General features: G+C 58.0%; 10 protein-coding genes. 4 read left to right on the top strand and 6 right to left on the bottom strand.

Annotation, left to right across the window (positions count from 1 at the left end; all coding sequences use genetic code 11):
* Both F8N21_RS12730 and pcaF read right to left on the bottom strand, forming a co-directional pair.
* The coding region (locus tag F8N21_RS12730) for an electron transfer flavoprotein subunit beta/FixA family protein (protein ID WP_412071638.1) at positions 1-226 on the bottom strand (226 nt) is incomplete at its 3' end.
* 171 nt (positions 227-397) lie between these two features.
* Positions 398-1,597: a 3-oxoadipyl-CoA thiolase gene (gene pcaF, locus F8N21_RS12725; RefSeq protein WP_150642472.1), complete on the bottom strand. Its 1,200-nt coding sequence runs from the start codon at positions 1,595-1,597 to the stop codon at positions 398-400.
* Positions 1,598-1,757: 160 nt separating this feature from the next.
* Between pcaF and F8N21_RS12720 the strand changes: the two genes are divergently transcribed.
* From F8N21_RS12720 to F8N21_RS12710, 3 genes are read left to right on the top strand one after another with little or no spacing between them, the layout of a single operon-like run.
* Positions 1,758-2,930, top strand: coding sequence for an acyl-CoA dehydrogenase family protein (locus tag F8N21_RS12720; protein WP_150642471.1), 1,173 nt, complete (start codon positions 1,758-1,760; stop codon positions 2,928-2,930).
* Positions 2,923-5,013, top strand: coding sequence for an acetate--CoA ligase family protein (locus tag F8N21_RS12715; protein WP_150642470.1), 2,091 nt, complete (start codon positions 2,923-2,925; stop codon positions 5,011-5,013). The genes F8N21_RS12720 and F8N21_RS12715 overlap by 8 nt, the downstream gene beginning before the upstream one ends.
* Before the next feature lie 10 nt (positions 5,014-5,023).
* The gene (locus F8N21_RS12710) at positions 5,024-7,096 is read left to right on the top strand and encodes a 3-hydroxyacyl-CoA dehydrogenase NAD-binding domain-containing protein (RefSeq protein ID WP_150642469.1); all 2,073 of its coding nucleotides are present in this window, start codon (positions 5,024-5,026) and stop codon (positions 7,094-7,096) included.
* 198 nt (positions 7,097-7,294) lie between these two features.
* Here F8N21_RS12710 and F8N21_RS12705 read toward each other — a convergent pair whose 3' ends face one another.
* From F8N21_RS12705 to F8N21_RS12690, 4 genes are all read right to left on the bottom strand, one after another.
* Positions 7,295-8,653, bottom strand: a complete 1,359-nt coding sequence (locus F8N21_RS12705; RefSeq protein ID WP_150642468.1) for an MmgE/PrpD family protein — start codon at positions 8,651-8,653, stop codon at positions 7,295-7,297.
* A gap of 13 nt (positions 8,654-8,666) precedes the next feature.
* Positions 8,667-9,581: a transcriptional regulator GcvA gene (gcvA, locus tag F8N21_RS12700; RefSeq protein WP_150642467.1), complete on the bottom strand. Its 915-nt coding sequence runs from the start codon at positions 9,579-9,581 to the stop codon at positions 8,667-8,669.
* 130 nt (positions 9,582-9,711) lie between these two features.
* Positions 9,712-11,589 carry a TRAP transporter permease gene (locus F8N21_RS12695; protein WP_150642466.1) on the bottom strand — a complete coding sequence of 626 codons (1,878 nt, stop codon included), beginning with the start codon at positions 11,587-11,589 and terminating at the stop codon, positions 9,712-9,714.
* 67 nt (positions 11,590-11,656) lie between these two features.
* The gene (locus F8N21_RS12690; RefSeq protein ID WP_191624298.1) at positions 11,657-12,634 is read right to left on the bottom strand and encodes a TAXI family TRAP transporter solute-binding subunit; all 978 of its coding nucleotides are present in this window, start codon (positions 12,632-12,634) and stop codon (positions 11,657-11,659) included.
* A gap of 332 nt (positions 12,635-12,966) precedes the next feature.
* Between F8N21_RS12690 and F8N21_RS12685 the strand changes: the two genes are divergently transcribed.
* Positions 12,967-14,187 (top strand): OprD family porin, encoded by a 1,221-nt coding sequence (locus F8N21_RS12685; protein ID WP_150642478.1) that lies wholly within the window; start codon positions 12,967-12,969, stop codon positions 14,185-14,187.
* Positions 14,188-14,218 lie beyond the last annotated feature (31 nt).

The raw sequence follows: 14,218 nt of genomic DNA, 5'->3' as shown, positions 1-14,218 counted from the left end.
GGGCGGTACGCAGCTGCTCTTGAGCAGTAGTCGGACCAATGGAGACGACGACGATTTCAGTCGCAACACCTTTCTCTTTCAGGCGTACAGCTTCTTCCACTGCGATTTCGCAGAACGGGTTCATCGACATCTTGACGTTAGCGAGGTCGACGCCGGAGTTGTCCGCTTTGACGCGAACCTTGACGTTGTAGTCGACCACGCGTTTGACAGCTACAAGAATTTTCATTAACTCACTTACTCACATTTTAGAAAGTACAATCCGATATTCCAGCAAGGTTTGTCTGCTAGATGCCTCTGATCGCGGAATGGTTTGAGTTCCTAAGGGGTCAACCCAAGGGTATTGGAACTCTCGTACCGGACTCATTAGCCGTCTTGCAACTCTGGCGAAAGAACTTATTCATACACGCTCGATAATCATCGCGATGCCCTGTCCCACACCTACGCACATCGTGCATAAGGCATAACGGCCCCCTGTACTTTCTAACTGATTGAGCGCAGTGGTGACCAGGCGTGCGCCGCTCATGCCCAACGGGTGGCCCAGGGCAATGGCGCCCCCATAGCGGTTCACACGCACATCTTCGTCGGCCAGTCCCAGTTGTCGTAGAACAGCAAGTCCCTGGCTAGCGAACGCTTCATTAAGTTCGATGACGTCCATGTCTTCCAATCTGAGTCCCGTCAGTTCCAGCACCTTGAGGGTCGCAGGTACCGGTCCCATGCCCATGATGCGCGGGGCCACGCCTGCGGTGGCGGTGCCGAGTATTTTCGCGCGAGGTTTCAGACCGTGGATTTCGCAGACGGCCAGGCTGGCCATTAACAAGGCGCAGGCCCCGTCGTTTACACCACTGGCATTGCCTGCCGTAACTGTGCCGCCAGTACGTACCACCGCCTTTAGCTGGGTCAACGCTTCCAACGAGGTGGCTCGCGGATGCTCGTCGCGCTCGACCACAAGTATTGCGCCCTTACGCTGTGGCACATGTACCGGCACGATCTCGTCGGCGAACAGACCTTCAGCCTGGGCAATGGCGGTTTTTTCCTGGCTGCGCAGCGCGAAGCGATCCTGATCCTCGCGGGAAATGCCGAACTCGCCTGCGACGTTCTCAGCGGTTTCCGGCATGGCATCAACACCGTACAGCTTCTTCATCAGGGGGTTGATGAAACGCCAACCAATAGTGGTGTCCTGCATGGACATGTCGCGCGCGAATGCGGCTTGCGCTTTGCCCATGACAAAGGGTGCGCGACTCATCGACTCGACACCGCCAGCAATCATCATTTGGCATTCACCCGAGCTGATCGCCCGCGCTGCAGTGCCGATAGCATCCAGGCCAGAGCCGCAGAGGCGGTTGACGGTGCTGCCGGGTACGGTTTCCGGCAGGCCGGCAAGTAAAAGTGCCATGCGCGCGACGTTTCGGTTGTCCTCGCCAGCCTGGTTGGCGCAGCCATAGATGACGTCGTCCACGGCCGACCAGTCGACCCCGGGATTTCTCTCAATCAGTGCGCGAATGGGTATCGCCGCGAGATCATCTGTGCGAACCGAAGCCAACGCGCCACCAAAACGACCGATGGGTGTACGAATCGCGTCACAGATATAGGTATGCATGGATACTGCTCCAGTAGGTGGAAAACAAACAGATGTTATCCAGAGCAACCGGCATATAAGGTTTCGAATATGTCATGTGAGGATGATTTTTGGGAAAACAGGTACCGCGCCACATTAGTTAGCATCCGCTCAACGTTCATACAAACAGCGGGCCTTTGCCATGAATTTCCATCTCACCGAAGAACAACAAACATTCTCCGACTCCATACGTCGTTTCGCTCAGCGCGAGCTGGCCGACGGTGCGCTGGAGCGCGCGCATTCTCAGGACTACCCTTGGGAAATCGCCGCCAAACTTGCCCATCAGGGGCTACTGGGCATCACGATTAAAGAAGAAGATGGCGGAATTGGTGGCACCCTGATGGATGCAGTAATTGCGATTCAGGAACTTGCGCTGGTATGCCCCAAGAGCGCCGACGTGGTGCAGGCTGGTAACTTCGGAGCCATCCGTACCTTTGCCGAATATGCTTCTCCGGAACTGAAGGAGCGCTTCCTTCCCGATCTGATTGCCGGTAAAAGCCTGTTGGCTCTGGGCATGAGCGAGCCGGGGGCTGGTTCCGCAGTGACCGAGCTTAAAACCTCCGCGGTCGAAGATGGTGAGCACTTCATCATCAACGGCTCCAAGGTGTTTTCCACCCACAGCCCGCACGCTAATACCTTCCTCATCTATGTGCGCTTCGGACCAGGCCTGGACGGGATCGGCTCGGTAATCATTGAGCGCGGAACCCCCGGCTTCGACGTCGGCCAGCCATCCCCCTTCATGAGCGGCGAGGAATGGTGCCAGCTGTATTTCACCGACTGCCGTATTCCCAAGGCCAACGTCCTGCTCGGTCCGGGTGGCTTCAAGAAGCAGATTTCCGGATTTAACGTTGAGCGTATCGGTAACTCCTCCCGTTCTTTGGCGCTGGGACGTCATGCCTTTAACGTTGCCCGCGAACACTGTCTGACCCGCGAGCAGTTCGGGCGTAAACTTTGCGAGTTTCAGGGCTTGCAATGGAAGTTCGCGGAAATGGCGGTCAAGCTGGAATCGGCCCAACTGCTGCTGTACCGCGCGGCCGTAAATGCTGACGGCGGCCTGCCCTCCGCCTACGAAACCAGCGTGGCCAAATTGGCCTGTAACATGGCTGGGTGGGAGGTCTCCAACGAAGCTCTGCAGGCCATGGGAGGCTATGGCTACTCCTCCGAGGCGCTGGTTGAATACTGCGTCAAACGTATCCGTGGCTGGATGATTGCGGGCGGATCCATAGAAGTGCTGAAGAATCGTATCGCCGAAGACGTTTTCGATCGTCGTTTCGACCAGCGTCCGCCGAAAGTTGGAGGGAATAACCATGCATAAGATGATCGATCCCGCTGTGGCTTCCGCCCTGCTGCGACCCAAGAGTATTGCACTGGTCGGTATCTCCGATGACCCCAGCAAAACAGCATCCCGTCCATTGCGTTTTCTGAGGGCTGCCGGTTATGCCGGCACCATCTACAACATCAATCCTAGCCGTTCTGAAGTTCAGGGCGAGAAGGCCTATCCGTCCCTCACCGCACTGCCGGAAGTGCCGGAACATGCATTCATCCTGACCAATTCCGATCTAGCCGTTGAGGCGGTTGCCGAATGCGGGCGCTTGGGCATCCGCGTGGCCACCATCCTGGCCGGCGGTTTCTCCGAATCCGGTCCCGAAGGTTGCGCCCGTGAACTTCGCCTGCGCCAGATCGCTGAGCAAACCGGTGTGCGCATTCTTGGACCGTCCAGTCTCGGTGTAGTTAACCTGCATCAACGGCTTGTTCTGACGGCCAACGCTGCATTCGCCGAACCAGAACTGCCCGTCGGCGGCATCTTTTGCGCCTCGCACAGTGGCAGCATGCTAGGTGCCTTGGCCTCTCGGGGGCGCACTAAGGGTGTGGGCTTCGCCGGTCTGGTCTCGGTGGGCAGCGAAACCGACCTAAGCATCGGGCAGATTTGTGAAAGCACCCTCGATGATCCCAGCATTACCGGCTACATGCTTTTCCTCGAATCACTGAACCACGGCGAAGATATGCGTCGTTTCGCCTTGGGTGCTGCCAAGCGCGGCAAGCCAGTGGTGGCTTACAAATTAGGCCGCTCCGACGTCGCTGCCGAACTAGCGGTTTCCCACACGGGAGCACTCGCTGGCGAAGATGCGGTGGCCGAGACATTTTTCCGTGACTGTGGCATAGCCCGGGTGGAAACCCTGGAAGGTTTCCTCGAAGCCTTGCCGTTACTGGCCCAGCTGCCGTTGAAAAATCTACTCAGCACGGCGGGGAGAAAACCAACAGTCGGCGTCGTCACGACCACCGGCGGCGGCGCTGCCATGGCTGTCGATCAACTCGGCATACGCGGTGTATCGGTGGTAGCACCCACCGATGAAACTCTTGCTCGCCTGGCTGAGCGCGGCATCGTGGTGAACCACGGCGGCATTATCGACCTCACGCTGGCCGGCACCAAGTACGACGTGATGAAAGCCGCCCTGGAGGTCATGCTGACCGCCCCAGAATTCGACATGGTCGTCGCCACTGTCGGCTCCTCGGCGCGCTACAACCCGGAGCTGGCGGTTAAGCCGGTGGTCGACTCGTTTGGTTTCAGCGACAAGCCCCTGGCCTGTTTCGTGGTCCCGGAAGCAGCCTCCGCCCTGCAGCTGCTGACTGAAGCAGGTGTTCCATGCTTTCGTACCCCGGAAGCATGTGGCGATGTCATCGCCGCCTGCTTCGCGCGCCGCAACCCCAGCGAACCGGCCCCCGAACCGGCTGCACCGCAAGGCGAGCGCATGCTCAACGAGGCGGACGCCTATGCAATGATTGCGCCGTTGGGCGTCCCCCATGCGGCGTATGCCGTGCTGGATGTAAACCAACCATTGCCCGACCTGCCCTTCGACTATCCAGTGGTGGTCAAGGTGCTGCATGAGGAAATCGCCCACAAGACCGATGTCGGGGGCGTGGTGCTACCAATACACGATGCCTCGCAACTGGCAGAAGCCATGCGCCGTATCGTCGACAACGTTGCCACCCACCTGCCGCATTTGACCGTGGACAAAGTCCTGGTTCAAGCCATGGGCAAGGGACTGGGTGAAGTATTGGTGGGTTACCGCCGCGACCCCGATGTCGGTCCGCTGGTGATGCTGGCGGCCGGTGGCATTCTCACCGAAATCTACTGCGACCGCGCCATGCGCCTGGCCCCGGTCAGCGTCGAACAGGCACGTGAGATGGTGGGTGAAGTAAAGGCATTGAAAGCGCTTGCCGGCTATCGCGGCCGTCAGGAAGGCGACCTGGAAGCCGTCGCTCAGGCCGTGAGCGCATTCTCCCAACTGGCCTTGCAACAGGATTGCCAGGTGCTGGAGGCAGAGATGAACCCACTGCTGGTGAAAGCCAAAGGCGAGGGTGTCGTCGCGGTCGATGCATTGGTAAGGATTGCCTGAGGAGAAGCCCATGAACACGCTCATCACCCTTGAGCGTGACGGTAACGTCGCGCTGATTTATATCAACAATCCCCCGGTCAACGCTGGCTCGCTGGAGGTCCGCCAAGGCCTGCTCGATGCGATCAAGCAGGTCGAAGACAACTCGGACCTGATCGGCGCGGCCTTGATTGGCGCCGGCAAGATGTTCATTGCTGGCTCCGATCTCAGCGAGTTCGGCAAACCTCTGGAAAATCCGCAGCTGCCAGCAGTCATCAGCGCCATTGAGCAGTGCTCTAAGCCAATCATCGCTGCGATCCACGGGGCGGCGCTTGGTGGCGGTTTCGAACTGGCCTTGGGGTGCGACGCCCGCGTCGCTTGCGAAGGTAGCTTACTGGGCCTGCCCGAAGTGACCCTGGGCATGATACCGGGCGCGGGTGGCACCCAGCGCCTTCCGCGCCTGACCGGCATTCCCAAGGCGATCGAACTGATCTGCGCAGGCACCCGTGTCTCAACTGCGGATGCCCTCGCGCTGGGGATGATCGATGCCATTGCAGAAGGCGACCTGGCCAGTTTCGCTGCCAACTACGTGCGCAACATGAGTGGAAAATGCCGGATTCGCGACCGGGATACGCCACCCTGCGACGCCGGGCAAGTCGAGCGGGCGAGCGCCAATGCACTGAAAGCGGGTAAGTATCGGCCGCAGGTCAGTAAGGCGATCAATGCGGTGCTGAACTCTGCCAGCCAGCCGATAGACCTTGCCCTCGCCTGCGAGCGCGAGGTCTTCCATCAGCTTCGCATGTCTAATGAAGCGTTGGCATTGCGTCACCTGTTCTTCGCCGAGCGCCAATCGGCAAAGCGTGTGGAGCTGAAAAATGTCGAGCCTCACCCAGTCAGCCGAGTGGCCGTCATAGGCGCCGGCACCATGGGCAGCGGTATTTCCCTGGCAATCCTTCAGGCCGGTCTCGACGTGGTGTTGTTGGAACAGGACGAAGCGGCCCTGCGCCGTGGTCAGGAGCGCATTACTGGCGAGTACATGCGTCGGGTCAAGGCGGGCCGCATCAGCCAGGCCCAGGCAGACACCGAACTGAGCCACCTGCACGCCAGCACGGACTGGGCGCACATTGCCTCGGTGCAGCTGGTTATTGAAGCGGTCTTCGAAGACCTCACCGTCAAGCGCAACCTGCTGCGTCAGGTCGAGCCACTGATGGACAAGGACGCCATTTTCGCGACCAACACCTCATATCTGGACGTGGATCAGATCGCCGAGGTGGCAAAGCATCCGCAGCGGGTCATCGGATTACACTTCTTTAGCCCGGCCAACGTCATGCGCCTAGTGGAAGTAGTGCGCGGCATGTACACCGCTGCTGAAGCCCTGAGCACCGGCTTTGCGGTGGTACGCCGCCTAGGTAAACTGCCGATCCTTGCCAACAACGCTTTCGGTTTCATCGGCAACCGCATTTACGCAGCCTACCGCCGTGAGTGCGAGTTGATGCTGGAAGAAGGCGCGCTGCCGGCACAGATCGACGCCGCCATGGAGTCCTTTGGGATGGCAATGGGCCCCTTTGCCGTTGCCGACATGTCCGGTCTCGACATCGCTTGGCGCATGCGCCAAGCACGCTCCCATCTACGCGATGGCAATGCACGCTATGTGGACATCCCCGACCTGCTGTGCGAGAAAGGCTACTTCGGTCGCAAGACCGGCTCGGGGTATTACCTTTATGACGAGCAAGGGCGCCGCAGCGAAGATCCAAGTGTGGCCGACCTTATCGTGCAGGAGTCCATGCGCAAGGGAATCAAGCGCCGCGTCTTCAGCCGTGACGATATTGTCGACCGCACATTGCTTACGATGGCCAACGAAGCTGCACTGCTGCTGGCCGAGGGTGTCACCACTCGCTCCAGCGACATTGACCTGGTCATGGTCAATGGCTTTGGTTTTCCTAAATGGGAAGGTGGCCCGTCGTTCTGGGCTGCCCGTCAGTCGCTGACCAGTCTTAAGGCCCGCCAGGAGGCTATGGCCGGCATCACCGGACCTAGCTTCGTAAAAGGTGACCTGGCGATGTTCCATCACCTGGATGCCCTGCAACAGAGTGCGTCCACCGTCTGAACATGCTTCACTGAACAACAAGGCCCCGCGCAGTCTCCTGCGCGGGGCCTTGTTGTCTCTGCGAATCGATGGGCTGCACGCCGCCGATGTAGTCCCGTCACTGCTCAATCGCTGGAACATTGCGAGGGCAGCCGCTACCCTTCGTGTGTGCGCTAAGGTTCAGGAAGACCACCGGAGCGCATCCGGTGGCCCCACCTATCAGCCCAAGGAGACCAAATTCAGGTCCGACAGCTGTAGCTCTTCCAATTTCCAGATCTGGCTCCCGAGCCAACGCGTGGCTTCGGAACCAATGACCGGAGTGACCAGTTCGGCGAACTTTTGCTCCAGCTCCAGATCGGTCAACGGTGCTTCCGGGTCGCCCTTGCGGAAAGGCGAAAAATGTTCCAGCACCCGGCCATCCTGCAGTACCAGGCGCACCCGCGCTGCACGGGCCAACGGGAACTGCCGGGTCAGTTCAGGACAGGCATTCATCACCACCCTTTGCATCATCCCAAGGCTCGCGGGCTCGGCCAGACGCGCATCCGAAAAGGCCTCAAGACGCACGCTGCCGTAACGCAGCGCCTGCACCAGCACGTAAGGCATGCTGAACTTGGCCTGGTAGGCGGAAACCGGCGCGTAATTGCCGGTAACGTCCAGTGCGGTCTTGTAGGTGTCCACTTCAATCCGCACCACCTGGTCGCGCTCGGTGTTGGACAGCTGTTCGCGCAAGATCTGTACGGCGTCGATAGCCGCGAAGGTGTGGCCGCAGCAGCAATGGGTCTTCTGCGTGATGCGAGTAATGTTGTAGCTACTGCCAAGACCCTCGGTCACCTTGTGCCATTGCGGATAAATACTCATGGCCGCACCGAAGCCGACCTCACCTTCAAGGATATCCAGTGCGCCGGTTACGCCACTGGCCGCTGCCCGCGCGGCGGTGATGCCCGCCGACGCAGCGTGGCCGCCATGCAGGGCCTTGGTCATCGAGTCGGAACGGAACGCCTGTTGCAGGCCGGCGGCAAATGATCCAGCCGTTGCCAGGGCATGGGCCATGACCTGACGATCCTTGGGTGCCAACAGGAAAGCCGCAGCGGCGGCGCTGGCGAAGCAGCCTATGGTACCGGTGGTATGAAAAAAATGGTAATGGGACGGCTGTACCGCCGTACCGATGCGGGTGGATATTTCGTAACCCACCACCACGGCACGAAGGAACTCCTCGCCGCTAGCACCGATGTGCTCACCTACAGCCAGCGCAGCCGACACTGTCGGCACGCCAGGGTGATAAATCGCATCCTTGAAAATGTCGTCGAACTCGACGGCATGTGATGAGGTGCCATTGATCCACGCCGCTGTCGTCGGCAGAGCCGTTGCACCGTATCCCGGAAGGCTGCTGCGGCCAGTGCCGCGCTCATCGGCGTAGGATTGTGCGAGTCGTTCGGCGACCGGTTCACGAGTGCCTGGGTACAACGCAGCGAACCAGTCGAGTACCGCGCGCTTGGCATGGTGCCGTACATCGCCGCGCAACGTCGAGTTCGCCTCATGGACGCTGTAGTCTGCCAATTGCTCTATTAGTGTTGCCATGGGATACCTTTCGTTACGGATTGGGTTGTTGCCCAGGTAAAAGCCTTGAGCCGATTTCTTCCATCAGCCAGTCCCGGAAACAGGCGATCTTGCATTCTCGAGGTGAGTTCGGCTGGCTAACGAGGTAGTAGCCGAGACCACGGGTAAAGGTGTGTTCACAGAAATAAATAAGCGTGCCGGAGCGCAACTCCTGCTCCACCATGCGCGTCTGCGCTATGGCAATACCGAGACCATCGTGCGCCGCCTGATAGGCCAGCAGAGAGCTCGGCAGCATGAAGGGGTCTTGCTCCATGCTGTATTCAATGCCGGCCGAAGCAAACCAATCGGACCAGTCCTGTTTGCGGTAATAGGAATGGATCAGGCGGTGCTTGAAGACTTGCTCGGGGGTTCGACTGGTTGGCATGCCCGAGACCAGCTTCGGCCGGCAGACTGGACGCAACTCGTCAGCGAACAAGAAGTCGGAACGCAACCCCTCCCACTCTCCGTCACCGAGCTGGATGGCGGCATCAACGCGCTCGCTGGTGAAATCTACGGGTGCGATAGCCGTGGTGATGCGAATTCGTAGGTTTGGATGAGCTTTATTCAGCCTCGGTAGCCGGTGCATAAGCCAACGGGCGGCAAACGTCGAGTAAACGCGGATGCGCAGAGGCTCGTCTTCCAAATGTGCAGTCAAATTGCGGGTAGCGTCGGCAATCCGCTCGAAAGCAGGCTGGATACCCTCGAAGTACTGTTGGCCGAGTTCGGTCAGACGGATACCCGTGCGATCCCGATGGAAGAACTGCACCTCCAGATAACCTTCCAACAAACTGATTTGCCGGCTGACTGCGGACTGACTGACATGTAGCTCCTCAGCGGCTTTGGAAAAGCTCTTGAGGCGAGCAACAGATTCGAACACACGTAGCGCATTCAGAGGTGGTGTATTGGACATGACACATGGCCTTTGCTCAGTTAATTGCAGCAAGCCTACGTCATAACAGCTGCTTGACGCTGCTAGCTAAAAGCCGCCGCTCTAATCGCGGAAAGCCTTCACAGAGGCTCTCCGCGATCAGGTCGGAAAATCAGGAGAGGTTAGCGACCGGTTGGCCCCGTTTTAGCAGGGAAGTCTGGGTCAGAGCGAAGATCGCCAGCACCCCCAGTGCAATCACGTTCGCCCACAGCGTAGGCACCAGACAGCACATCGCAGCAGACGCCAACAGCAATCGCCAGGCGACGTTCACGCGGCGTTGGTACCACCCAACCAGCGCAACCGCCATCATCCACACCGCAAACAGCGCCAGTACCGCGGCCGCGAGAATTTGATGCCACTCGCCCATTCCCAGCAACGCGTTGTTGTAAACCACCATCACAGGGAGGACAAAACCGGTCAAGCTGATACGGAATGCTTCAAGCCCGGCTTTGAACGGATCGCACCCAGCGATGCCTGCCGTGGTAAACGCCGCCAATGCCACAGGCGGTGTGATCGGTGCGTAGCAGCAGTAAATGAATACGAAGAAGTGCGCCACAATCAACGGAACACCCATCTGCACAAGGAACGGCGCAGCAGTCACGGCCATCACGATATACGCGGCGGTCGGCGGCAACCCCATGCCCAGAACAATGGAAATAACCATCGCAAACAGCAGTGCCAGTGGCAGATAACCGTGAGACGCCGACATCAAGATGTCCGACAACTTGAGGCCCAGCCCCGTCATACCCAGCATGCCGATGATGATACCTGCCGTGGCACAGGCTACCGAGACCACGAGCACCTTCCTCGGGGTTTCGATCAATGCCTCGACGAGATGCATCATCGGCACTTTAAGTTCGGGTTTGAAGAAGTTATAGACCAGCGTCGTGACCAGGATCACAGCTGTGGCGAACAACGCTGCGCGCAATGGCGACACCTGCAACACAGCGAGCGAAATGATGAGCACGCTCAGCGGAATCAGCAGGCGCAGACTCTTCATCAATGCGTCGCGCTTACCTGGTATTTCATCGGCGGGAAGTGATTTCAGATTGTCTTTGCGCGCTTCGTTGCCTACCACGAACATCAAGGCTGCATAGAACAGTAGCGCAGGAATTATCGCGTGCAGAATGATCTGGCTGTAGGGCACGCCGGTCATGTCCGCCATCACGAATGCACCTGCACCCATCACTGGCGGCATCAGCGATGCGCCGGAAGCACCTACAGCCTCAATCGCCGCCGCTGTGCGCGCCTTGTAGCCAACCCGCTTCATCATCGGAATGGTGAAAGCACCGGTGGTCGCTGCATCCGAAACAGGGCTACCGGACACCATCCCAACCGTCATGGTGGCAATGATGCCCACTTTGGCCGGGCCACCCTGGTATTTACCGGCGAAGGCGTTGGCCAGGTTGATGAAAATGTTGCCCACTCCGCACTTTTCCATGAAGGAGCCGAACAGGATGAACAGAAACACGTAGGTCGCCGCTACGCCCAACGGTACGCCGTAGATACCCTCGGTGGAGTAGAACATCTGAGTGACGATGCGCTCCATATCACGACCGGAATGACCAAACGGCTCGGGCAGATAACGACCGAAGTAGCTGTAAACCAGGGCAATCAGAGCCAGCAGGGTCATCACCCAACCGACGGTGCGGCGGGTTGCCTCGAGCAATACCACCAATGTCACGCCGCCAATGATGAGGTCGATGCCTGTCGGATCACCGATGCGATAGACCAGGTCATCGAAGGAGAAATACAGGTAGATGCCACTGGCAAGAGCGGCCAGCACCAACGGAATGTCAATCAGGAAAGTGCTTTTGGAATCCTTGAATGCAGGGAAGAACAAAAATACCAACGCCAATACGAAAGACAGATGGATACTGCGCTGGAGCAACGCGGTCATCAGGCCAGTGCTGGCTGTGTAGACCTGGAAAGCGGTGAACAACAGGGAGAGGACGATAATCGTCGCCCCCAAGGTTTTCCTAGACGTCATGATACTTTTCCTCTGCCAGAACACCGGCAAAAACAATTAACCAGAGGAGGCGCAGCTCCTCCATTCATCACTGCAGAACGCCTGCCTCGCGGTAATAGCGAGCCGCACCCGGGTGCAGCGGCACCGCTGTATTGGATGCGTTTTGCAACGTGGTCAGCTTGAAGGCGTGGTTGATACCTTCCAACTCTGGCTTGTTTTCGAAGACTGTTTTAACGATCTGGTAAGCCTCTTCTTCGGACAATTTCGTGCCGGCAACCACCAGCGTCTGTACCGATACCGTCTGCGCGTCGTGAGGGACACCTTTATAGGTGTTCGCAGGGATGACGACCCGGTCGAGGAACGGATAGTCCTTGCGTATGCTGCTGACCTGATCATCGGTCAGGGACAACAGGTTGATCGGGCTGGTCATCGCCAAACTCATGACCGCCGGCGCAGGATAGTTAACCCCAAGGAAGACGGCTTCCACGGTGCCATCCTGCAACGCCTCGACGCCTTCCCCAAAGGTCAGGTACTCAGGCTTGAAGTCTCGATAGGTGATACCTACTGACTCAAGCATCATCCGCGTTTTCACTTCAGTCCCGGAGCCAGGTGCTCCGACCACCACGCGCCGATCGCGGATGTCGGCGAGGCCCTTCACTTCGCTGTTTTTCAAAGTGACGATGTGATGAGGCTGCTGGTACATGTTAAACAGACCATACATCTCGACCTTTTCCCGGAAATGCTTGGACTTCTTGAAGTTAGTGTACGCCTCATACACGACGTCGGCCGACACGGTCGCCAGATCCGCCTGTCCCTTGGCCAGCATCTTGATATTTTCTACCGTCCCGCCGGTGGACTCAGCGACCATGGAAATGTCCGGATTTTTTTTGCTCACGACGTTTGCCAACGCGCCACCGTACGCATAGAAGACGCCGGTCGTACCGCCCGTCGCAATCGACAATTGCGCAGCATTCGCGGACGCCGTAGCGAGCAGCAAACTTGCGCAGCCCATAACAGCTAGTGTCTTCAGTTTCGATTTGTCGTTCTTGTTCTTGTAGTTCTGCATTTCAGACCTCGATGCTTGAATTTGAACGATGCCCCTCATGAACCCCTGACCCCATCCAGTTTTTAACCTTGGCTGTTCAGGGTCACCCAGTGGCCTGCGCTTGAAAGTAATAGCGTGGCAACCCGGCTGGGCTTCTCGTGACCCCATCATAACGAAGCGCCGAAACAGCGGTTTTACCAAAAGTCATACGAAGATGAGTTATTTGAAAGCTGGTAGACGGCCCACCCAATTAGGCTAAAGCAGGACGGGATTCAGCCCTTTCCTCCCTAAAATTCAAATAAAAAAAGGTGTCTGCGTTGAAATACCCAGCCTATTTATCACCTGCTCCAGCCATGCTCGTTTTCTCGATTGCCGCTTGGGCGCCTGCTGCCTCCGCTGACTTTCTCAATGACAGCAAGGCGTCTCTCCAATTGCGCAACGTCTACTTCAATCGTGATTTTCGAGAAGATTCAGGACAGTCGAAACGCGACGAGTGGGCCCAGGGATTTTTACTCAAGGTGGAATCAGGTTACACAGAAGGCGCCGTTGGGTTTGGCCTGGATACGCTGGGCCTGCTCGGTGTCAAACTGGATTCCTCTCCAGACCGGGTCAATACCGGAATGCTGCCAACGGGCAGCGACGGGCGGGCCGCCGACGAATTCTCCTCCTTGGGCTTGACCGCAAAAATGCGCATTTCCAAGACCGATTTAAAGGTCGGCACCTTCACCCCATCACTGCCTGTGCTCAAGCACAACGATGGGCGCATCGTCCCGCAGACGTTCGAAGGCGCACTGATCACCTCGAAAGAAGTGAGCAAGCTGTCGATAACAGGCGGCCAGCTATCCAGCGTCAAGCAACGTAATTCGACAGACGGGCAAGACCTGCAGTTGAACAATAAAAACAAACGGTTCAGCGGCGCCGTGGCTGCCGACTATCTCAACCTGGTCGGCGTTGAGGCACAGTTAAGCGACAGGCTCAGCCTGAGCTACTTCGCCGCTGAACTGGACGATGTCTATCGTCAGCACTTCGCGGGCCTCAAATACGGGCGCAAGCTCGGTGAGGGCACGCTGAATGCAGACATTCGCCTTTTTACGAGCAGCGATTACGGCAGAAGCGCTGGCGGCGAGATCGACAACCAGACTTTTAACGGCATGCTGTCCTATAAACAGAGCGGGCACGGCCTAGGTCTGGGCTGGCAACTTATGTCTGGCGACACTGGCTTCGCTTACGTCGATGGCACTGACCCCTACCTGATCAACTTTTCACAGATCAATGATTTCGCCGAATCTGAAGAGCGTTCCTGGCAAGTCCGGTATGACTACGACTTCGCGAGCATCGGCATACCTGGCCTGAGTGTCATGACTCGCTACATCAGCGGCACGAATGCCAAAGTCGCGGGCGCTGCCGGGGACGGAAATGAATGGGAACGCGACTCCGAAATCAGCTATGTATTTCAGAACGGCATGTTGAAAAACCTATCTCTGCGCTACCGCAACGCGTCTTATCGCTCCAGCTTCTCGCGCGATATCGATGAAAGCCGTTTCATCATCGGGTACACCATTGCGCTCCTGTAAACGCAGCCTCGGGAGAATCACGTGAAGAGAT

The organism is Pseudomonas fluorescens (assembly GCF_902497895.1).
GTDB classification, from domain to species: domain Bacteria; phylum Pseudomonadota; class Gammaproteobacteria; order Pseudomonadales; family Pseudomonadaceae; genus Aquipseudomonas; species Aquipseudomonas fluorescens_BP.
This window is presented reverse-complemented; position numbering and strand designations above follow the sequence as displayed.

Bases quoted from the DNA above. Each gene is read 5' to 3' on its own strand.
- F8N21_RS12710 (WP_150642469.1), top strand. From the start codon at position 5,024: ATGAACACGCTCATCACCCTTGAGCGTGACGGTAACGTCGCGCTGATT.
- F8N21_RS12685 (WP_150642478.1), top strand. From the start codon at position 12,967: ATGCTCGTTTTCTCGATTGCCGCTTGGGCGCCTGCTGCCTCCGCTGAC.
- F8N21_RS12715 (WP_150642470.1), top strand. From the start codon at position 2,923: ATGCATAAGATGATCGATCCCGCTGTGGCTTCCGCCCTGCTGCGACCC.
- F8N21_RS12695 (WP_150642466.1), bottom strand. From the start codon at position 11,589: ATGACGTCTAGGAAAACCTTGGGGGCGACGATTATCGTCCTCTCCCTG.
- F8N21_RS12705 (WP_150642468.1), bottom strand. From the start codon at position 8,653: ATGGCAACACTAATAGAGCAATTGGCAGACTACAGCGTCCATGAGGCG.
- gcvA (WP_150642467.1), bottom strand. From the start codon at position 9,581: ATGTCCAATACACCACCTCTGAATGCGCTACGTGTGTTCGAATCTGTT.
- F8N21_RS12690 (WP_191624298.1), bottom strand. From the start codon at position 12,634: ATGCAGAACTACAAGAACAAGAACGACAAATCGAAACTGAAGACACTA.
- pcaF (WP_150642472.1), bottom strand. From the start codon at position 1,597: ATGCATACCTATATCTGTGACGCGATTCGTACACCCATCGGTCGTTTT.
- F8N21_RS12720 (WP_150642471.1), top strand. From the start codon at position 1,758: ATGAATTTCCATCTCACCGAAGAACAACAAACATTCTCCGACTCCATA.